Origin of the sequence: Jeotgalibaca sp. PTS2502, assembly GCF_001975685.1 — a bacterium.
Taxonomy (GTDB): Bacteria; Bacillota; Bacilli; order Lactobacillales; family Aerococcaceae; genus Jeotgalibaca; species Jeotgalibaca arthritidis.
Genome location: NZ_CP019433.1, coordinates 1782387 through 1802339 on the forward strand (window position 1 = coordinate 1782387; position 19953 = coordinate 1802339).

The window sequence follows — 19953 nt, forward strand, 5'->3', positions numbered from 1 at the left end:
TCAGACTAGAAGGGGTCCGCTTCTGTTAAGGTTAAACAGAAAGGAGCGACGGATGATTAAAATATACAATACGCTAAGTCGAGAAAAAGAAGCATTTCAGCCTATAGAAACAGGAAAGGTGAAGATGTATGTCTGCGGTCCGACTGTTTACAATTATATTCACATTGGTAACTCACGCAGCACAGTAGCCTTTGATACGGTACGTCGTTATTTTGAATACCGCGGTTATGAGGTTGAGTATGTTTCTAACTTTACAGACGTTGACGATAAAATCATCCGGGCTGCAAAAGAGATGAAGATAACACCGGCGGAAGTAGCCGATACCTTTATCAAGGCGTTTGAAGAAGATACCCAAGCATTAGGTGTTAAAACCGCCACTTTGCATCCTCGCGTTATGGATAATATCCCTGATATTATTTCATTTATTGATGTATTGGTTGAAAAAGGTTATGCCTATGCCGTTGATGGCGATGTCTATTACCGGACAGAAAAGTTTGACCGTTATGGTGAATTGAGTGATCAATCCATCAAAGATCTAAAAATTGGCGCAAGTGAGCGTTTAGAAGACGAAGAAACTAAGAAAAAAGAAAACCCTATTGATTTTGCTTTGTGGAAAGCCGCTAAAGCGGATGGAATTTCTTGGGACTCACCATGGGGTAAAGGTCGTCCGGGCTGGCATATTGAGTGCTCGGTAATGGCAACCAAGTACTTGGGAGATACCATTGATATTCATGGAGGCGGACATGACTTAACCTTCCCTCACCATGAAAATGAAATTGCCCAAAGTGAAGCTAAAACAGGTAAAACATTCGCTAATTATTGGATGCACAATGGCTTTGTGACATTGGGTGATGATGGCGAGAAAATGAGTAAGTCGCTAGGAAACTTTATTTTAGTACATGATATTTTGAAAGAATTAGACCCACAAATCTTACGCTTTTTACTAGCAACGTCTCACTACCGCCGTCCGATTAAATTTGGTGATAAGGCAGTCGAAGAAGCTCGTATTAATTTTGAAAAAATTAAACATGCTTACTTAAACGCTAGCTACCGTTTAAATGATGCTGTTGAATCGGCAGAGGATGACCAAGCTATAGTGGCAAACTTTACAGCTTTAGAAGCTAAGTTCATTAATGAAATGGATGACGACTTCCAAGCGGATAATGCCATGTCGGTTATTTACCTTTATGCTAAAGAAATGAACCTTTATACAGAGCGTTCAATTGTTTCTGAAGCGGTTCTGAAGCAAGCGATGGCATTGTTGGCAAATATGATGGCTGTCTTTGGTATTACGTTTGAAGAAGAGGGCATGCTAGATGATGACATTCAAGCACTGATTGATGAGCGTACACAAGCCCGCCTTGACCGTAATTTCGGACGTAGTGATGACATTCGTGATTACTTAAAAGAGCAAGGGATTATCTTGGATGATACGCCGCAAGGAACGAGATGGAGACGAGCATGACAGATAAGCAATGGGATTTACTAAATGGCCTAGCACTAGCTTATATAGGGGATTCTGCCTATGAAGTATTTATTCGCCAACACTTACTTGAAAAAGGGTGGACTAAGCCGAATGATTTACATAAACGCGCAACCCATTATGTATCTGCTAAGGCTCAGGCTGCACTAATGCATAAAATGTTAGAAAATGATGGCTTCCTAACTGAAGACGAAGCGGTTATTTACAAAAGAGGTCGTAATGCTAAGAGTCATACGATTGCTAAAAATGCAGATGTGACTACTTACCGGATTTCAACAGGCTTCGAGGCTGTTATGGGTTATTTGCATATGACAAACCAAAATGATCGGCTAAAGGAACTTGTCGATTGGTGTATTAAAGAAGTTGAGGATGAAAAATAATGAGCAAACAAAATAGAAAACCAAACCGCCAACGACCTGATAAGGATCAAAAGCGTCGCCCGCGTCCAAATCGTGTGGCACAGGCTGATAAAAAAGATGAGCGTGTTGAACAACAGAGCGAGGATTTCGTTGTTGGTAAACATGCTGTTCTCGAAACCTTAAAATCAGATCGTGATATTAACAAGTTGTTTTTACAAGAGGGTATCGGTGGCGATAAAATTGGAGAAATTTTAGAGCTAGCTAAAGAGCGACGTATTCAAATCCAAACCGTTCCTAAAAGTAAATTGGATTTACTATCAGATAACGGTGTTCACCAAGGGATTATGCTAGCAACAGCAGCGTATCAATATGCAACTATGGATGATTTATTCGCTATTGCTGCTAAAAAGGAAGAAGATCCTTTCTTCTTAATTTTAGATGGCATTGAAGATCCACATAATTTGGGATCCATTTTACGAACAGCTGATGCAAGTGGTTGCCACGGTATCATTATTCCTAAACGTCGCGCAGTAGGATTAACCGGAACGGTTGCTAAAACATCGACAGGTGCCATTGAACATGTGCCGGTTGTCCGCGTTACCAACCTAAGCCAAACGGTTGCAGACTTAAAGGAACGCGGTGTTTGGGTGTTTGCTACCGATATGAAGGGCCAAGCATACCAACAATGGGATGCGACACTACCGCTAGCTCTTATCATTGGTAATGAAGGAAAAGGTGTTTCACGTCTTCTAAAAGATGCCGCAGATGATTTGCTAACGATTCCGATGACTGGACACGTTCAAAGTCTAAATGCTTCTGTAGCAGCAGGCTTAATGATGTATGAAGTGTTCCGAAAACGACACTTATCTTAAAAAAGAAAAGAGGTGAGATCATGAAGAAGAAGGACATCTTAGTTGTGGATGGGTACAACATGATTGGGGCATGGCCTGAGTTGGTAAATTTAAAAAATCGTGATCTCATCGAAGAGGCGAGAGATCGTCTTCTTCAAATTCTTTCAAACTACCAAGAGTTTGAAGGACGAGAAGTTTGGGTTGTGTTTGATGCCCAGTTTGTACCAGGTATTACGAAAGAGTATACCAAGTATCGGGTAAAAGTTGTCTTCACTGCACAAGGTGAGACAGCGGATACCTATATTGAAGGCATGGTAGACAAGCTAAAAACAGTTCTGTCTGAAGTGACAGTTGCAACCAGTGACTTAGCCGAACAGCAGCTCGTCTTCGCAAGAGGCGCTAACCGTATGTCTGCCAATGACCTTGCTAAGGAAATAAAACGCTCCAAACAAGCCATTCAACAAGAAAGCCGGCACTTCAAAACCACATCCCAACGCAAGCGCGGATCACTGTCAGAAGACCAGTTGGATTTGTTGAAGGATTTGAGGGAGCAGTTGATGAAAAAATAGTAGTTATTTGGAGTTGATAAAATTAATATCCTATATAAAAAGCATTCTTGTTTTGGTGGAAAAAGTAAGGTCAAAAGAGATTATGCAATCTTCGAATATAGATTTTCAGACTTTTCAACCGAGGAGCAAACACAAATTAAAGATTATGCTTTAGAATTGAAAGCGAACACAAAAAAATATGCAGCCAATGGTGGTTATGAAAGAAGTGAGGATATACAGCTAAAAGATTCATTTGCAGGCATTCTTGCTGAATTTGCAACACTGGATTTTTTAAATAGAAATTATCCTCAGAGTGCAAAAAGGCCCATTGTTACAAATATCAAAAATCAGATAGATATAGAATGGGATTATAGAAATGAAAAGGTATATATTGAAGTTAGGTCATCTTTTGTAAAAAACGGAATAGACTTCGCGTTATATGCAGTAGATAATAGAACTGGAAGAACTTTTTTTGATATTATTGGACCTTATTACCAATTACGATATAAGAAAGATTATGAGACCACAAAGGATTTGTATTTTAGAGTTTTTTTTGAAGGGGATAAAACAAGATTTATAGATAATTATATTAGTAAAAACGCTCCTTTCTACCTTGTTGGAGCAATGTCAGGCAAAGATATTATTATGCAAGGAATTAAAAAAACTATGTCCAGTTATGAGTTAAATATAAAAAAGAATCACGGCGGAGATTATTTTACTGCTCCTATAGATAAGATTTTAGATATAGAAGAATTCTTAAACCAATTTCATCCCTGATATGCTAAATAAAAGGCTTAGTAGCTATTTTCTACTGAGCCTTTTATTGTTGTATATAAAAATTTAACTTGTAAGATTTGGCATTTTTTGAGGTTCAGCATAAGGTCTAATAACTTTGTAATCTTTTATCGTAGAGACCTTCCTAGAATAGTCTACAAAATCTTCTATGTCCCATGGATAAATTTCAACGCCATTTGTCTGTTTTATCAGAGCAACTTGGTCACCTACATCTCTACTCATTTTAGATGCAATAAATAAACCAAACCATTCATTGTAGCTATTCTCTTCTGCCGTATCTTTTTTATAAGACTCAATAACATGATTTCTAATAGATGGTAGTTCGTGCTCAACCTGGAAGCTTCTTGCTTTCGAAATAGTAGGCTCTAAAATAGCGTGGATAGAACCTTCATAAACATCTATATCTGATCCAACACTATTATTTTTCCCTCCAGAAGCAGTGTGAAATGGTATTCCCTGATCATCTGCTTTATAATTTGCAATTATTTTTAAACTAGGTAATGCTTTTTTTATTACTATTGCCGATAAAAATTCTAGACGAGCAGTTTCTTTTATATATTTTAAAATATTGTGATTAGATGCTGTTTTATCAACACTATTTTTCATTTCACGTTTTAAGAAATCCCAATCATTCTTTTTAGCCCATTCCTCTATTGTCTGCTCTTTAATATCTTTTTGACTCTCTGTCTCTGGAGAATCTGATTTAAATATAAGGATTTTGTCGATGGCACCCATAAAAGATAAATATTCTTCTTTATTATCTGAAAAACTTCTATTACTAGAATAATTATCTAAAACATGGTTGATTTTTTCCATCTCGTTTGAGTTTATATCTATAAAGTTACCTGCTCCTCGCAAAGATATAAGCATTGTCAATCTTAATTTTCTTATGACTTCATCGGGTGTCTCTGTCATAATTTTTTCAAATTTATAATCTCTCTTCTTACTTTCAATAAAGCTCAGACTTGCCGGCGCTAAAACAGATTTGTCTGAATTCTCATCCATTAAATTCATTGCATATTCATAAACTGTTTCATCAGATGTTTTATATCCATACTTTTTTCTAAAAGTAATAATGATTTCAGCTAGTGTTTTATAATCATCATTTCCCCAAGTTATTATAAAAGGTATATCTTGTTTTGAAATTCCCGGACGATTGTACGTCTCTTTAAGATATTTAATTACATTTAAGACTAAAGGGAAAAAGTTTACTTCTATAGTATTACTTCTATAAGGATTATTGATTTGGTATTTTGAAAATGCAATTAAGAATGCAGATTGTTCATAACTTTCATCGTAGTTATCGTTTTTTGGATATCCATTACTATATTCTGTAATCATTAATTTTCCATTATCAGAAATTTTAACAGGCTGACCTTTAATTACTTGAACAAATCCCAATTCATTAAGAAAATTAAATTGTGTATGAAGCCGAGATTCCCAACCACCGTTCCAATTTCTTTCTTTATGAGCTGTAATTGTATTCTTTAATAAATAAATTATTTTATCAATATCTACTGTGCCTGGATCGCTATCTTCCCATTCACTAAAATAACGCCTAACTATATTTGGTGCATCATCAGATTGATCGTCTGCTGAAAAAACAAATTTGGCTGAATATTCTTTTTGGTACTTACCTAAAGTAGATTGTGTAGGAACAAAAATTTTTTGACGTATAATTTCACCTTCTATTTCAAGAGCAATTCTGTCATCTATAATTTTGCCTTCAAAATTACTTAATATAGATATGAATTGAGGGATACGACTTGGATTCCTCAAAGTTGTATCAAAAGATATAGGTTTTCTCCTTCTATTTCTCGACATGTGATATTTCCTTTCATAATAAATAGTCTAGTATACATTAGTAATATATATTTCTTTACTATCTTTTTTAAAACTGTTGTCAAATCTTGATATATAATTACTGTTGATATTGTATACATTATACTTCATTGACCATTTAGAAAGAATATCATTTTTTTTATCTTTATGATTAAGCATATTCGAGAGACCCCATTTTATACCTTTTTTATCTAACTCGTCTAAAAGGTTATAGAGACGATATTCTTCTTTTTCGTTCCACAACTTATTATAGTCACTAAAAGTAATTAAATATGGAGGGTCAAAATATAAAAAATCATTCTCAGATAGGTTTTGATTTTTTATAAAAACTTCAAAATCAAAACCTTCAGTTAAAGTTACATTGTTTGAATTATACCAACATGAATAATTTATAAGTGCTGATGTTACATTTTTATTCCAGTCAACATTACCTACTGGTAAGTTAAATTTACCCTCCTTATTAAAGCGTATCATATGGTTGAAACCATATACTAGGAGCAGGTAAAGTAAGTCAACATTTTCTTGATTTAAATTGTAATCTTTTCTTAGTTCTAAATAACTCTCTTTATTATATTTAGAAAAATAAGTTTTTTGATGTTCTGCTTTCAATTTTTTAATTTCTTCATTAATACCAAATTCAGACAAACTAAGTCCATAATGACGTATCAATGTATACATTCTTTCAATAAAGGAAAATATATTCTTAGAATTTTTTTGTAAATGATTGTGGAGCTCTAAAACTTTTTTATCTATATCATTCATGTAGTAATGGTTAGCTTGTACATTTATTGATGCACTTCCTCCACCACAAAAAACATCATAATAATTTTCAATGTTATTTGGAAATAATTCATTTAATTGATGCATTAGTTTATATTTATCACCAACATAAAATAAAGGAGATCTGATAGATTTGATTGAATTATTTACTTTATTCTTTCTGTATAATGCAGTCTCTGTCATGACTTTACCACCTTTGTAATAAAGACAAATTCTTTATGGTCTTTTAAATCAGTTTTTCCTGTATTAAAAAACTGAAATGGTTTTTCAAAAATCTTAGTTTCTCCAACCTTATTTAATGAATTTAAAATTTCATCGTGAGTTATTTTGTTTTTCGAACTGCTACTTTTAGGATTGTAAGTATTATTGTAAGTCACAACAATATAATTGGTATTTAGATTCGAAATAAGATTATCAAAAACAATAGGAGCAGATGTTTTTGAATACTCACTCATATTTTCTAATGGTGGCTTCATTGCCACACCTTCTAACTTTGGTTTGTCCCATTTAGCAATACTCTCTAATACATGGTAGAATCTAGAGTATTGTCTCGAATTATAAGGAGGATCTATAAAAGTTATATCTGCTGAAACTGACTTTACCAGAAGATTAGCATCTTCTCTATAGATTTGTATATTTTTATTCTTAGTATCGAGAGGATTAATAAGTTCAAAAGAAAAACGATCTTGTATATCTACTTTTTTTCTATATGCATCATAGTGACCAACTGTATTAGCAATTTTATCTGCAGAATAAAGTAAAGAAGCTATTAGAATAGCTCTTTCTCTAGGAGATAATGTGGTATCAATTTCAATTCTAGTTCGTATTTCTCCAATTTTTCTAGCATCATTTTCACTAAAAAATTTATTTCCAAAGTTATTTGCAAAATAATCATCATCAAATAGATTTCCTTCTATAGACTGGAATTCAGTTTTGTATTTATAAATTTTTTTGCTATCTATTATATCGTTATCAAAAAATGCTTTATAAATAATATTATTGGAATGTAAGAAATCATTTATAAACAAGGAGTCATATCTATTCATGACTTCTTTAGTTACTACACCAGTTCCGGAGAAAACATCAAAAAATGAATTACCAACGGTGTTTTCATCAATCAAATAGGTTATCCAACTTAGTAATTTATTTTTATTTCCTATGTATCTTCTATTTTCTAAATTATATTTCCCTTTTAGTAAAGTATCATTCTCGCTTCTATTTTTAATTTTTAAATTTTCTAGTTCTTCTATAACTTTGAAGCGTTCTTTTCCAACGGTTTTAGCTATAGCATCAAAATAATCCATTTTCCATTTTCCCATCTCTTTTTTATTTATACTTCTAACAGTAGCTTCAGGAATACCTGAAATCAAATGCATTTTCCTAAGATTTGAATTATTATTTTTTAAATAAGTTTCTAGAATCATAAGAATCACCCCTTAAAGTACAATAGCATATAATCCATCTAATGAACAGAAATAAAGTTATTTTGATGGATTTTATTTTAGTGAAATAATATGCTAAACTAAGGAAAGAATTCAATTACATTAGGAAGATCAGGTCTGATAATGAATAAAAATAAACGATTAATATATATTTCCTTGTTAGCAGCACAGGGCGTTGTGATTACGTTACTTGAGCGGTCCATTCCATTTCCCTTTGCCTTTGCGCCGGGAGCTAAGTTGGGCTTGGCCAATATGGTCACTATTCTAGCTTTATTTACCTTGCCTTATAAAGATAGTTTTAAAGTGGTTTGGATGCGATTAATTATTTCTACCTTTTTAGGCGGTACATTATCGACCTTTATGTATAGTTTTTCGGGCGCGTTTTTAAGTTATTTTGGTATGATTGCGGTTCGACGATTGGGACCAAAACGGGTTAGTTTAATTGGTGTGAGTGCGACGGGTGGGATTTTACATAATGTGGGGCAGTTGATTGTTGCATCCACTATCGCCCAATCTTTCAGTGTCATGCTTTATTTACCGGTTTTAGCGTTTACGGGTATTTTTTCTGGTATTGCGGTAGGTATTGCAGCTAATTATTTAATGGAGCATGTGGTTACTATCCAGAACTTTCAACGTCAAGAAGCGGAAAATGACCGTTTAACGAGAGCGTGGTATCAGGCGAATTATACAAAAGAATATCAGCAATTAGAGTGAAAAGAGTAGGTCGAATAACGACCTGCTCTTTTTTTGCGATAAAACAACTAAATAAAAAGATAATAGAATAAACATAGCCAGTCAAGCAAACGGTACCAATTAAAAAGTCTTAATAATCAAGTTTTCATTCAACTTTACATGGACATCTTTTCACAAGTATTCTATAATATTGGGGTGAGTTGATAAATAGTAAGTGAACTCTAGTTTGTTAAAAAATATACAGGCTCGAAGGAGCTAGGCACTTATTTTATTTTAGGAATTATAAAGGAGAGCATACAATGGCTAAAACAAATATTGTTGTGATTGGCGCTGGATTTGCTGGGGTAGCAGCAACGAAGAAACTTGCTAAACACTTTAAAAAGAATGACGATGTTTTAATCACGTTAATTGACCGTCACTCTTATCAAACATATATGACAGAACTTCACGAAGTAGCTGCGGGACGTGTTGAGCCCGACGCAATTCAATATGACTTAAATCGTTTATTTAATCGCAATCGAAATGTTGACATCGTGACAGACGAAGTGACACATGTTGATCATGCAACAAAAGTTGTGACAACAGCGAAAACAACCTTTAACTACGACCACTTAATCGTAGCAATGGGTGGAGAGCCAAATACATTTAACATTCCTGGTGTAGCTGAACACGGCTTCACTTTATGGTCATGGGAAGATGCTAACACTATCCGTCGTCATATTAAAGATACGGTAGAAGCAGCAGCAATTGAACATGATAAAGAAAAACGTCAAGCAATGCTAACGATGGTTGTTTCAGGTGCTGGATTTACTGGTGTTGAAATGATTGGTGACTTGATGGAATGGAAAGACCGCTTGGCAAAAGACAACAAACTTGACCCAGCCGAATTCAACTTCCATTTAGTAGAAGCAGCGCCAAACATTCTAGCGATGGTAACTGAGAAAGAAGCATCTAAAGCAGAACGTTACTTAGCTAAAAATGGCGTAAATATCATCAAAGGTAACGGTGTTGCTAAAGTTGATCCAGATGCAATTGAGTTAACAGATGGCACAGTTATTCCAACTCATACACTGATTTGGACAGCAGGTGTTAAAGCGAACTCTGATGCTGAAAATTATGGCATTGAATTGGCACGCGCAGGACGTTTAGTTGCTAATAAATACATGGAAGCTCAAGGTGTTGAGGATGTTTACTTGGCAGGGGATATCGTTTACTACGAAGAACCAGACAAAGACAACCGCCCTGTTCCTCAAATTGTTCAGAGTGCTGAACAAACAGGACACACAGCAGCAGCTAACATTATTGCTAAAATCGAAGGTAAAGAAAAGACAGAACATAAAGGAAACTACCAAGGTTTCATGATTTCAATTGGTTCACGCTACGGTGTTGCTTACTTGATGGATAAAATCCATTTGAGCGGTTTCTTAGCGATGGCAGTTAAACATTTAATTAACTTGGTTTACTTCCTAACAATTGGTTCATTGTTCTACTTTGTTAAATATATCCATCACGAATTCTTCCATATTAGAGATGGCCGTAGTATTTTCCGTAAACACTTATCTCGTTATGGTAATGTATTGTGGAATTTACCACTACGTGTATTCTATGGTAGTATGTGGCTTTTTGAAGGGGTCAAGAAAATGTTTGGTCTATTCGGCTCAACATCTTGGTTTGGTAATGAGGTTGTCCTACCATTCTCATGGTTGCAAGACCCAACCTCTGGTGCATCTGAAACAGTTGAAGAAGTTTCTAAAGCAGTCTTTGGATTAAACTATGTTTACGGTGAAGAACCAATGATGGTATTGAAAGAAATGCCAGGTTGGTTTGCTAAGATCATGGAATTCATGATTCCAAACGTGGAAGTTGCTCTATTCTTCCAAAAATTCATGACACTTGTTGAAATTGCAATTGGTTTAGCGATTATCTTTGGCTTGTTTACATGGTTAGCAAATGCTGCTACAGTAGCGCTTGTTGTATCATTCTGCTTGTCAGGTATGTTCTACTGGGTAAATATGTGGTTCGTGCCAGTCGCAATCTCATTGATGAACGGATCAGGTCGTGCGTTCGGTCTAGATTATTATGTGATTCCATGGATTTCCAATAGGCTTGGTAAATGGTGGTATGGTGACATTAAGTCAATTTACGAGCCAGGCGAAGCTAAATAAGAAGCAAAAATAAAACCAACGGAGGTTAAGGTAGGGAAACTTGCCTTAATCTCTGTTTTTGTTTATCTTTAAGGAAGAAATATGAAAGTGGTCTCAGATGGAGGCGGGGATAGAAGATGAAATATATAAAGATGATACGTCGAGGGGACGTTATTATTGTTGTGGTGTTGATGATCGCCTCTTTTTTACCATTAGGTGTCTTTAGTTATCGTCAGGCTACGGCTGATGAAGCAACGATACAAGCTGTGGTAAAGGTAGATGGTGAGGTTGTAAAAGTTTTTGATTTAGTTGATGATGGTGAAACAGAAATATTCCATTATCACGATGATCATGGACACGAAAATACGATTGTTCGCAACGGGGCATCCGTTGAGATGATAGAAGCCAATTGTGGCGACCAAGTGTGTGTGCGTATGAATGCTGTCGATGCTGTTGGTGAAACGATTCTTTGTTTGCCACACCGATTATTAGTAGAAGTAACATCAGACGAACCGGTCGATCAACCGGAAGATAGCCTAGATGTCCTTTCAGACAGCCGGCATGTAACAGGGAGGGAAAGTTAATGATGAACGTCCATCCAATGTGGAATGAATATCCAGACCTACGTGATGAGTTAACTGCTACGCTATCGCTGATTGAACAACACTTAACGATTAATAATAAGGATGTCCAAAATAAAATAAAAGAAATGCTTGCTTCAGGAGGTAAGTTACTCCGACCGGCCTATGCGCTACTGTTTTCCCAATTCGCTACTGATCGTAATGTGGAGAAATCACGAGCATTGGCAGCGGCTGTGGAAGTGTTACATATGGCAACACTTATTCATGATGATGTGATTGATGAATCAGCAACACGTCGCGGGCAGGATACTCTGAATACAGCCTATAGCAACCGAGTAGCTGTTTATACAGGCGACTATTTGTTTACGGTTTGTTTTGCTCTTTTGCAAGATTATGTGACAGATTCAAATGAAGTGCCATTAAATACGAAAGGAATGGAAACCATTTTAATTGGCGAATTGAATCAAATGTCTCGTAAATATGCGGTTAATATGCGGATGCGGGATTACTTGAGTCAAGTTAAAGGGAAAACAGCCCAATTGTTTGCCCTAAGTTGTTACTCTGGTGCCTATCAAGTAGATAATCGTGTCGCTAGGCAAGCCTATCAAATTGGTAGTAACATCGGAATGGCCTTTCAAATTACAGATGATATTTTAGATTATTCTGAGACGGGCGATGTAATCGGTAAGCCCGCTATGCAAGATGTTCGTAATGGTATTTATACGGCCCCACTCTTATATGCCATGCAAACCCATAAAAAAGAAATTGAACCTTATCTCTTAAAAGGAGCAACCATTTCCGATTCTGAAGTGCAAGACGTATTGGAGTTGGTTAAAGCAGCTGGTGGGATTGAGAAAGCTAGAGTATTAGCTGAAAAATACACCAATAAAGCGTTAAAACAAATTAATCAATTGCCAGAAAACCAAGTAAAAATTACTATATCGCGCATTAGTGAACAAATGCTTGCCAGAAAATTTTAGAAAAACAGCTAAAAACAAAGGGTTTACATCTTTTTAAGTTAAAGAAAGATAAAAATATGAGAAAAAAGAACGCTTTTTTTCTCATATTAATTACATTTTGTTTGCAATAGGTTACATACGGTGGTAATATTACGGTGTAATGAATTTGTGAAGTTTTTGGCAGGTGGGCCGAGTTCTTTGCAGAAAAAATAAAAAGGTGGTATATGACATGGCTTTAAATAAAAAATTCTCAGCATTAACATTAACATTCGCTTCTACATTGCTTTTAGCAGCATGTGGCGGTAACGATACAGACACAACTGAAGCATCATCAGAAGTAGTAAGTTCAGAAGTAGCAACTGGTTTACAAGACGGTACTTACACATTAGTTGAAAAGAACTTTGATGAAAATGGTTGGAAAGTTAACTTCACAATTGAAGTTGCTAACGGCGAAATTACAACTTCAGACTTCGACTATGTTAATGAAGCTGGCGAAAAAAAATCTGAAAGTGATGACTACCAAGCAATGATGGCTGAAAAAACTGGTGTAGGTCCACAAGATTTTATTCCAGAATTAAACGGACAATTAGTTGAAACTCAAGATCCTTCTTCAGTGGAAGTTGTATCTGGTGCAACAAGTTCTTCAGAAGGCTTCGTTAAATATGCAGAAGAATTAGTAGCTGCTGCTGAAGCTGGAAACACAGACACAATCGAAATCGATAACTAAGAAACAATAGCGGAAAGAGGGCTGGGACATGTGTCCAGCTCTCTTTTTTTATAGACTAGGGGATTATAAGTTCAGCCATCAATGTCTAGCTCCCAAGTCCTGACCTAGTGAAAAAAAGATAAATTTACCCCATTGCGCGCTTCGCTGCTCGCTAACGCATATCATTCGACTAACCGGCTGAAGCGTGAAGTCTCCTGACAATTCAGGGTCAAATGTCCTATTTTTTCATAGGCCAATGCGGACTTGTCGGCTTTTCTTAGTGTTGCTGTTTTTAGGGTATAACATGGTAAAATAGCGAGAGAAATATATAAGAGGTGGTTGAGATGAAAGAGTCCAAACGACTGTTAGGCGTTTTGGTTGTGATGTTGGGGCTTGTATTAGCGGGCTGTTCAAATGAAAAAGAAGTAGAACTGCGTAAGCAAGCTTATGAAGACACAGAATTTTTAATGGGGACCTATGTGTCATTGAGAATTTATAATGAAGGCAAAGAAGACGTTCTTGAGGACGGTTTTAATGTGGTACGCGAGTTGGCAGATAAGATTACCGGAGAAACGGTTGAATCTGATATTTCAAAAATCAATGCCGCGGCAGGTGACCATGCGGTAGTTGTATCAGAAGCCGTTTATGAATTATTGAAGATTGCTGATAGCTATAGTGATGAGATGGATGGTCAGTTTAATTATGCTATTGGTTCGATTACTAACTTGTGGCGAATCGGCTTTGATGATGCTCGGAAACCGAGCCAAGAAGAGATTGACCAAGCTTTATTAGCTATTGATTTTACAGAAGTTACTTTTAACGATGAAGAGCAATCGGTCTACTTGCCTAATGAGGCGATGGCTCTCGATTTAGGTGCGATTGCTAAAGGATACATTGCAGACCAAGTTCGTGATTTGTTTGAAGAAGAAGATATAACGAGCGCGATTATTGATTTAGGCGGGAATGTCTTTGTTATGGGTGGTTCACCAAGTCGTGACGGCGAAGTTTGGCGTGTTGGTATTCAAGACCCATTAGGTGTTCGCGGGTCGAGTGTTGGCTCTACTGTCCAATCGGATCGCTCAATTGTGACGTCAGGTATTTATGAGCGTTATTTAGAGGTTGACGGTCAGCTCTACCATCATTTAATGGATCCGAAAACAGGTTATCCCTTTGACAATGAAATCGCAGGCGTTTCTATTATTTCGGAAGACTCTGTTGATGGAGATACCTTGTCGACCCTTGTGTTTGGTTTAGGTGTTGAGGCAGGCTTGGATTATATTAATAGCCGTGATGATGTGGATGCTGTCTTTATTACGAAGGATAATAAAGTCTATTTATCAGAAGGTATTAAGAATAATTTTGAACTGACAAATCAATCATACACATTGGTAGAGGAGTAGAGTAAATATGTTAACCATGCCCGTTTTTTTAGAACTCGTTGAAATTAAGACGAAGCTTGCGAGTTTATTTCCCTTTTTATTAGGTACTTTGTTTTCAGCGTATTATTTTTCGTCTTTTGACGGCTGGAACACCTTTTTGTTTTTTGTAGCGATGATTATTTTTGATATGGCAACGACAGCTATTAACAACACCATGGATTATGTCAAAGCTAAGAATACGGAATACCGTGACGGTGAGAACATTCTAGGTCGAGCAGGTATTTCAGTCGAAAAGGCAACGCGTCTCATCGTGACCATGGTGATGGTGGCAGCTGCTATGGGGATTGTCTTAACTTACCGAACAAATAGTTTGTTGTTAGTTATTGGAGCAATTTGCTTTTTAATTGGTATCTTGTATACCTTTGGTCCGTTTCCGATTTCCCGTATGCCGCTTGGTGAAGTGCTGTCTGGCTTGACCATGGGCTTTGGTATTTTCTTTATTGCAGTTTTTATTAATGTGCCGGGAAATGAACTGATAACGTTGGTGATTGATTGGCCCGCTTTTCATTTAGAGGGACATTTGTTGAATGTTTTAATTGTCTTTCTAAATGCTTTGCCGCTTGTCTTTACGATTGCTAATATCATGCTTGCTAATAACACCTGTGATTTTGAAACGGATGTGAGTAATCATCGTTATACGCTAGTCTACTATATAGGTAAACCACTTGCGTTGAAGTTATATGGCTTGTTGTACTATGGTGTTTTTGCGGCGGTCATCTTAGCTGTAGTTTTGAGAGTGACGACCGTATGGATGTTGCTTGTTGTTTTATTATTCCCGCTTGTTCAAAAAAATATTAAAACTTTCCAAGCTAATCCGGATAAAGCATCGACATTTGCGATTGCAATTAAGAATCTTGTTCTGATTCATGGGGTTCAAATTGTAGCCCTAGTATTAGCTGTAGTATTCTCATAATTTGAAAAAGTCGATTGACAAGAAAGCTAGATAGCTCTACTATAAAGGGGTATATCTATTTTTAGTTAACGGATTTAATAAAGAGTAATAATTGAAGAGAGGTGAGCGACGATGGTTCAAAGAAATACTGCGCTAGCTTGTACTGTATGTGGTTCGAGAAATTATACCATTACACCTACTGAAAAAAGTCGCACGAGACGTTTAGAGGTTAAAAAGTTCTGTAGATATTGTGGTAAACACACGTTACACAAAGAAACGAAGTAATTTTTAATAAGAGGAGTGGGACAGACGGTGAAATTCCTAAAGAGTGTTAAGGACGAAATGAAATTAGTAACTTGGCCAACAGGAAAAGAATTAACGCAATACACAAGTACAGTTGTTGTGACCGTTCTTTTATTTGCTGTATTTTTTGCAGTAGTTGATTTTGGAATTAGTGAATTATTAGGATTATTTTTAAACTAATTTTTTACTGCCCATCAGTGAGTGCATATGGTAAAATAATGCTTGTTTTGCTATAATGTGGTCGATAAAGAAAACCTTTCTTATGAGAAAGGTTTTTTATTATACGGTAAATAACTCGAGACAAATAATAGGAGAGAAGTGAAAAGGATGGAAACGATCGAAAATGAAAAAAGTTGGTATGTGTTGCATACTTACTCTGGTTACGAAAACAAAGTTAAAATGAACATTGAGTCACGTGCACAAAGCATGAATATGGAAGACTATATTTTCCGCGTCGTTGTTCCTGAAGAGGAAGAAATTGAAATGAAAGACGGCGAAGAAAAGAAAAAAACCCATAAAACATTCCCTGGTTATGTATTGGTGGAAATGATCATGTCAGATGAGTCTTGGTATGTGGTTCGTAATACGCCAGGTGTAACAGGATTTGTTGGTTCTCACGGAGCAGGAAGCAAGCCAGCACCATTACTACCAGATGAAATTGAATGGATTCTGAAACGCATGGGTATGAGTACACGCATCCACAATATGACATTTGAAAAAGGCGAGAGTGTGACAATCACTGAAGGAGCCTTCAATAACTTGTCAGGTATAGTTGAAGAAGTGGATGCAGAAAAAGGTAAGTTGAAAGTTCTCATCGAAATGTTCGGTCGTGAAACAATCGCAGAACTCGATTACGATCAAGTTGATAAGATTTAAAAAGCGGATTTTTCCGCTTTTTTTATAAATGTTATTGCATTGCTGGAAATGATCTGTTATAATCTATCAGTGCGTTTAGGCGCATTGTAAGTGTGGGAGGGGAAATCTTAACCCCATTAAACCACATCACGAACAATCAAGGAGGTATGTATCGTGGCTAAAAAAGTTATGAAATTAGTTAAGTTGCAAATTCCTGCAGGTAAAGCATCTCCTGCTCCACCGGTAGGTCCTGCGTTAGGTCAAGCTGGCGTTAACATCATGGGATTCTGTAAAGAATTCAACGCTCGCACTCAAGAACAAGCAGGTTTAATTATTCCAGTTGTAATCACTGTGTTTGAAGACCGTTCATTCACTTTCATTACAAAAACTCCTCCAGCTCCAGTTTTACTTAAAAAAGCTGCTGGATTGGACAAAGCATCTGGAGAACCAAACAAAAACAAAGTTGGCTCTGTAACTCGTGATCAAGTAAAAGAAATTGCTGAAACAAAAATGCAAGATTTAAATGCAGCAGATATAGAAGCTGCTATGCGTATGGTCGAAGGTACTGCTCGCTCAATGGGTATTACTGTTCAAGACTAATAATCAGGCAGCTTCTCATGCAGCTTGTTACTTCGTTAAGGAGGTTTCAGGTTGCAAGTGGGAGGTAAATCCGTTAAAACCACAATCAAGGAGGAAATATCATGGCTAAAAAAAGTAAACAATTCCGTGCTGCTCTTGAGAAAGTAGAAACATCAAAACAATATACTATTGAAGAAGCAATCGCATTGGTAAAAGAAATTGATTTTGCTAAATTCGATGCAACAATTGAAGTTGCATACCGTTTAGGAATCGACACTCGTAAAAATGATCAACAAATCCGTGGGGCAGTTGTATTGCCACATGGTACAGGTAAAACACAACGCGTTTTAGTATTTGCTAAAGGTGACAAAGCTAAAGAAGCTGAAGCAGCTGGAGCAGACTACGTAGGCGACGCAGACTTGTCTCAAAAGATTCAAGGTGGCTGGTTCGACTTTGACGTTGTTGTTGCAACACCTGACATGATGGGTGAAGTAGGTCGTCTAGGACGCGTCTTAGGACCTAAAGGCTTGATGCCAAACCCTAAAACTGGAACAGTTACAATGGACGTAACAAAAGCTGTTGAAGAAATCAAAGCTGGTAAAGTTACATACCGTGCTGACAAGCAAGGTAACATCCATGCTCCAATCGGAAAAGTTTCTTTCAATAACGAAAAATTAATCGAAAACTTAAAAACTATCCACGATGTTGTTTTGCGTGCTAAACCAGCATCTGCAAAAGGTCAATACATCAAAAACGTGAGTGTAACATCTACATTTGGCCCTGGTGTTAAAGTAGACGCAACATCAGTTAAATAATTTTAAATATAACTTGACCTAGATGATTGTCTCTGTTACAATCATCTAGGTTAATTATATGTCTTACCGTAGACAGCAGGGGACGCAAGTCTTAATAACCTGCCGAGGAAGAATCCAGTTCATAACAACGGATCCTCTATGTCTAGGTGGCATAGAGTTTTTTGTTTATTCAAAAAATTCTATCAAAATCTCAGGAGGTGAACGATAAGATGAGTGAAGCTGCTATTGCTAAAAAACAACTACTAGTTGAAGAAGCTACTGCTAAATTGCAAGGATCTGCTTCAGTTGTCGTAGTTGACTACTTAGGTCTTACTGTTGCTGAGGTGACAGAACTAAGAAAACAATTACGTGAAGCTGGCGTTGAAATGCAAGTATTGAAAAACTCAATCATTTCTCGCGCTGCACAAGCTGCAGGTCTAGAAGGAATGGAAGATATTTTCAAAGGACCAACTGCTGTAGCATTTAGTACAGAAGACGTTGTAGCACCTGCGAAAATTATGGCTGAGTTTGCTAAAACAGCAACTAAGCTAGAAATTAAAGGTGGCGTTATCGAAGGTAAAGTTTCTTCTAAAGAAGAAATTGAAGCTCTTGCTAAACTACCAAACCGCGAAGGTATGCTATCTATGTTACTTTCAGTATTGCAAGCACCTATTCGCAACTTTGCATTGGCTGTTAAAGCTGTATCTGAAAAAGATAACGAAGCTGCATAACAATCGATCAAACAGACACTCACTTAGTTGGGTTGTCTAACAAAAAAATCCAAAAAACAAAACAAACGGAGGAATTTAAAATGGCATTGAATATTGAACAAATTATTGCTGACGTTAAAGAAGCAACAGTTCTTGAATTGAACGACTTAGTAAAAGCTATCGAAGAAGAATTTGGTGTAACTGCAGCAGCTCCTGTAGCTGCAGCTGGTGGCGCTGGAGAAGCGGCAGCTGAAGAAAAATCTGAATTTGACGTAGAATTAACTTCTGCTGGAGATTCAAAAATTAAAGTAATCAAAGTTGTTCGTGAAGCAACTGGTCTAGGTCTGAAAGAAGCTAAAGCATTAGTTGATGGAGCACCAGGACTAATCAAAGAAGGTCTTTCTAAAGAAGACGCTGAAGCATTGAAAGCTCAATTAGAAGAAGTTGGAGCATCTGTAACAGTTAAATAATCTGTTAAAGTGCTTAAGGGCTGGAACATTATGTTCCGGCCTTTCTTTTTGGACTAAATCCTAAAAATAAGATAGGATGTAGTTAAATAGAGTCTATGATGAGGAGTGATCGCTATGTCGGATCATTACTATACAAAGAATCCTAATGTAAAAAGTGATGAAACAACTTGGACCTTTCCACTAAAAGGAAAAGACTTCCGCTTTACTACGGATGCAGGTGTATTTTCAAAAGGGACAGTTGATTTTGGATCACGATTGTTGATTGATACATTCAAGCTTCCAGAAGAAACGACAGGGCCAATTTTAGATGTTGGTTGTGGGTATGGTCCGATGGGGCTATCTTTGGCTTATGCCTATCCCGATCGTATGGTTGAAATGGTTGATGTGAATGAACGTGCAATGGCTTTGGCTAGACGTAATGCAGCAGCAAATCATATTTCCAACATCAAAGTTTATGAATCTTCTGCTTATGCTAGCGTCGAGGGTAAGAATCGGTTTGCTGCCATTGTGACAAACCCACCTATTCGTGCCGGTAAACAAGTCGTTCACCAAATCTTAAGTGAAGCTTATGACTACTTAGAGGACAATGGCAGTCTAACTGCTGTTATTCAGAAAAAGCAAGGGGCTCCAAGCGCTCAAAAGCTGATGGAAGAGGTTTTTGGCAACGTTGAAGTGATTGCCAAAGATAAAGGGTATTGGATTCTTCAAAGCCTAAAATAGTATTGACA

General features: G+C 36.6%; 23 protein-coding genes and 1 other annotated feature. Of the genes, 20 read left to right on the forward strand and 3 right to left on the reverse strand.

Annotated elements, in window-relative coordinates; genetic code table 11:
* The first annotated feature begins 52 nt into the window (after window positions 1-52).
* The 5 genes from cysS to BW721_RS08940 all read left to right on the forward strand — a co-directional run bounded on the left by cysS (window position 53) and on the right by BW721_RS08940 (window position 4018).
* Window positions 53-1465, forward strand: a complete 1413-nt coding sequence (cysS, locus tag BW721_RS08920) for a cysteine--tRNA ligase (protein WP_076767980.1) — start codon at window positions 53-55, stop codon at window positions 1463-1465.
* A complete protein-coding gene (locus BW721_RS08925) occupies window positions 1462-1863 on the forward strand; it encodes a Mini-ribonuclease 3 (protein WP_076767982.1) in 402 nt (133 codons plus the stop codon). Before cysS ends, BW721_RS08925 begins: the two co-directional genes overlap by 4 nt.
* The gene (rlmB, locus tag BW721_RS08930; protein WP_083686843.1) at window positions 1863-2714 is read left to right on the forward strand and encodes a 23S rRNA (guanosine(2251)-2'-O)-methyltransferase RlmB; all 852 of its coding nucleotides are present in this window, start codon (window positions 1863-1865) and stop codon (window positions 2712-2714) included. Before BW721_RS08925 ends, rlmB begins: the two co-directional genes overlap by 1 nt.
* Before the next feature lie 20 nt (window positions 2715-2734).
* Window positions 2735-3262, forward strand: a complete 528-nt coding sequence (locus BW721_RS08935) for an NYN domain-containing protein (RefSeq protein ID WP_076767984.1) — start codon at window positions 2735-2737, stop codon at window positions 3260-3262.
* Window positions 3263-3418: 156 nt separating this feature from the next.
* A complete protein-coding gene (locus BW721_RS08940; protein ID WP_076767986.1) occupies window positions 3419-4018 on the forward strand; it encodes a hypothetical protein in 600 nt (199 codons plus the stop codon).
* 63 nt (window positions 4019-4081) lie between these two features.
* On the opposite strand, the gene BW721_RS08945 is transcribed toward BW721_RS08940, so the two are convergent.
* Genes BW721_RS08945 through BW721_RS08955 form a run of 3 tightly spaced genes read right to left on the reverse strand, consistent with a single transcriptional unit; the run spans window position 4082 to window position 8082 of the window.
* Window positions 4082-5860 carry an AlwI family type II restriction endonuclease gene (locus BW721_RS08945; RefSeq protein WP_076767989.1) on the reverse strand — a complete coding sequence of 593 codons (1779 nt, stop codon included), beginning with the start codon at window positions 5858-5860 and terminating at the stop codon, window positions 4082-4084.
* 27 nt (window positions 5861-5887) lie between these two features.
* The gene (locus tag BW721_RS08950; protein WP_076767992.1) at window positions 5888-6841 is read right to left on the reverse strand and encodes a Dam family site-specific DNA-(adenine-N6)-methyltransferase; all 954 of its coding nucleotides are present in this window, start codon (window positions 6839-6841) and stop codon (window positions 5888-5890) included.
* On the reverse strand, window positions 6838-8082 hold the full coding sequence (locus tag BW721_RS08955; RefSeq protein ID WP_083686844.1) for a DNA adenine methylase: 1245 nt from the start codon (window positions 8080-8082) through the stop codon (window positions 6838-6840). Before BW721_RS08955 ends, BW721_RS08950 begins: the two co-directional genes overlap by 4 nt.
* Window positions 8083-8223: 141 nt before the next feature.
* On the opposite strand from BW721_RS08955, the gene BW721_RS08960 reads away from it, so the two are divergent.
* From BW721_RS08960 to BW721_RS09030, 15 genes are all read left to right on the forward strand, one after another.
* A complete protein-coding gene (locus BW721_RS08960) occupies window positions 8224-8814 on the forward strand; it encodes a Gx transporter family protein (protein ID WP_076767994.1) in 591 nt (196 codons plus the stop codon).
* Window positions 8815-9092: 278 nt separating this feature from the next.
* On the forward strand, window positions 9093-10958 hold the full coding sequence (locus tag BW721_RS08965; protein WP_076767996.1) for an FAD-dependent oxidoreductase: 1866 nt from the start codon (window positions 9093-9095) through the stop codon (window positions 10956-10958).
* A gap of 116 nt (window positions 10959-11074) precedes the next feature.
* Complete coding sequence (locus tag BW721_RS08970; RefSeq protein WP_076767998.1) at window positions 11075-11521, forward strand: NusG domain II-containing protein; 447 nt, start codon at window positions 11075-11077, stop codon at window positions 11519-11521.
* On the forward strand, window positions 11521-12498 hold the full coding sequence (locus BW721_RS08975) for a polyprenyl synthetase family protein (protein ID WP_335617477.1): 978 nt from the start codon (window positions 11521-11523) through the stop codon (window positions 12496-12498). Before BW721_RS08970 ends, BW721_RS08975 begins: the two co-directional genes overlap by 1 nt.
* Before the next feature lie 208 nt (window positions 12499-12706).
* Complete coding sequence (locus BW721_RS08980) at window positions 12707-13204, forward strand: FMN-binding protein (RefSeq protein ID WP_076768000.1); 498 nt, start codon at window positions 12707-12709, stop codon at window positions 13202-13204.
* Window positions 13205-13527: 323 nt separating this feature from the next.
* The gene (locus tag BW721_RS08985; RefSeq protein ID WP_076768002.1) at window positions 13528-14583 is read left to right on the forward strand and encodes an FAD:protein FMN transferase; all 1056 of its coding nucleotides are present in this window, start codon (window positions 13528-13530) and stop codon (window positions 14581-14583) included.
* A gap of 7 nt (window positions 14584-14590) precedes the next feature.
* A complete protein-coding gene (menA, locus tag BW721_RS08990) occupies window positions 14591-15535 on the forward strand; it encodes a 1,4-dihydroxy-2-naphthoate polyprenyltransferase (protein WP_076768004.1) in 945 nt (314 codons plus the stop codon).
* A gap of 111 nt (window positions 15536-15646) precedes the next feature.
* On the forward strand, window positions 15647-15799 hold the full coding sequence (gene rpmG, locus BW721_RS08995) for a 50S ribosomal protein L33 (RefSeq protein WP_076768006.1): 153 nt from the start codon (window positions 15647-15649) through the stop codon (window positions 15797-15799).
* 27 nt (window positions 15800-15826) lie between these two features.
* Window positions 15827-15997: a preprotein translocase subunit SecE gene (secE, locus tag BW721_RS09000; protein WP_198031338.1), complete on the forward strand. Its 171-nt coding sequence runs from the start codon at window positions 15827-15829 to the stop codon at window positions 15995-15997.
* Window positions 15998-16144: 147 nt separating this feature from the next.
* The gene (gene nusG / locus BW721_RS09005) at window positions 16145-16693 is read left to right on the forward strand and encodes a transcription termination/antitermination protein NusG (protein ID WP_076768010.1); all 549 of its coding nucleotides are present in this window, start codon (window positions 16145-16147) and stop codon (window positions 16691-16693) included.
* Window positions 16694-16846: 153 nt separating this feature from the next.
* Window positions 16847-17272: a 50S ribosomal protein L11 gene (gene rplK / locus BW721_RS09010; RefSeq protein WP_156892225.1), complete on the forward strand. Its 426-nt coding sequence runs from the start codon at window positions 16847-16849 to the stop codon at window positions 17270-17272.
* A 101-nt stretch (window positions 17273-17373) separates the two neighbouring features.
* Window positions 17374-18066, forward strand: coding sequence for a 50S ribosomal protein L1 (rplA, locus tag BW721_RS09015; RefSeq protein ID WP_076768014.1), 693 nt, complete (start codon window positions 17374-17376; stop codon window positions 18064-18066).
* Window positions 18067-18114: 48 nt separating this feature from the next.
* Window positions 18115-18239: a sequence feature (ribosomal protein L10 leader region), on the forward strand.
* A gap of 36 nt (window positions 18240-18275) precedes the next feature.
* On the forward strand, window positions 18276-18776 hold the full coding sequence (gene rplJ, locus BW721_RS09020) for a 50S ribosomal protein L10 (RefSeq protein ID WP_076768016.1): 501 nt from the start codon (window positions 18276-18278) through the stop codon (window positions 18774-18776).
* 80 nt (window positions 18777-18856) lie between these two features.
* On the forward strand, window positions 18857-19225 hold the full coding sequence (gene rplL, locus BW721_RS09025) for a 50S ribosomal protein L7/L12 (RefSeq protein WP_076768018.1): 369 nt from the start codon (window positions 18857-18859) through the stop codon (window positions 19223-19225).
* A 114-nt stretch (window positions 19226-19339) separates the two neighbouring features.
* Window positions 19340-19945 carry a class I SAM-dependent methyltransferase gene (locus BW721_RS09030; RefSeq protein ID WP_076768019.1) on the forward strand — a complete coding sequence of 202 codons (606 nt, stop codon included), beginning with the start codon at window positions 19340-19342 and terminating at the stop codon, window positions 19943-19945.
* The last annotated feature ends 8 nt before the right edge of the window (window positions 19946-19953 follow it).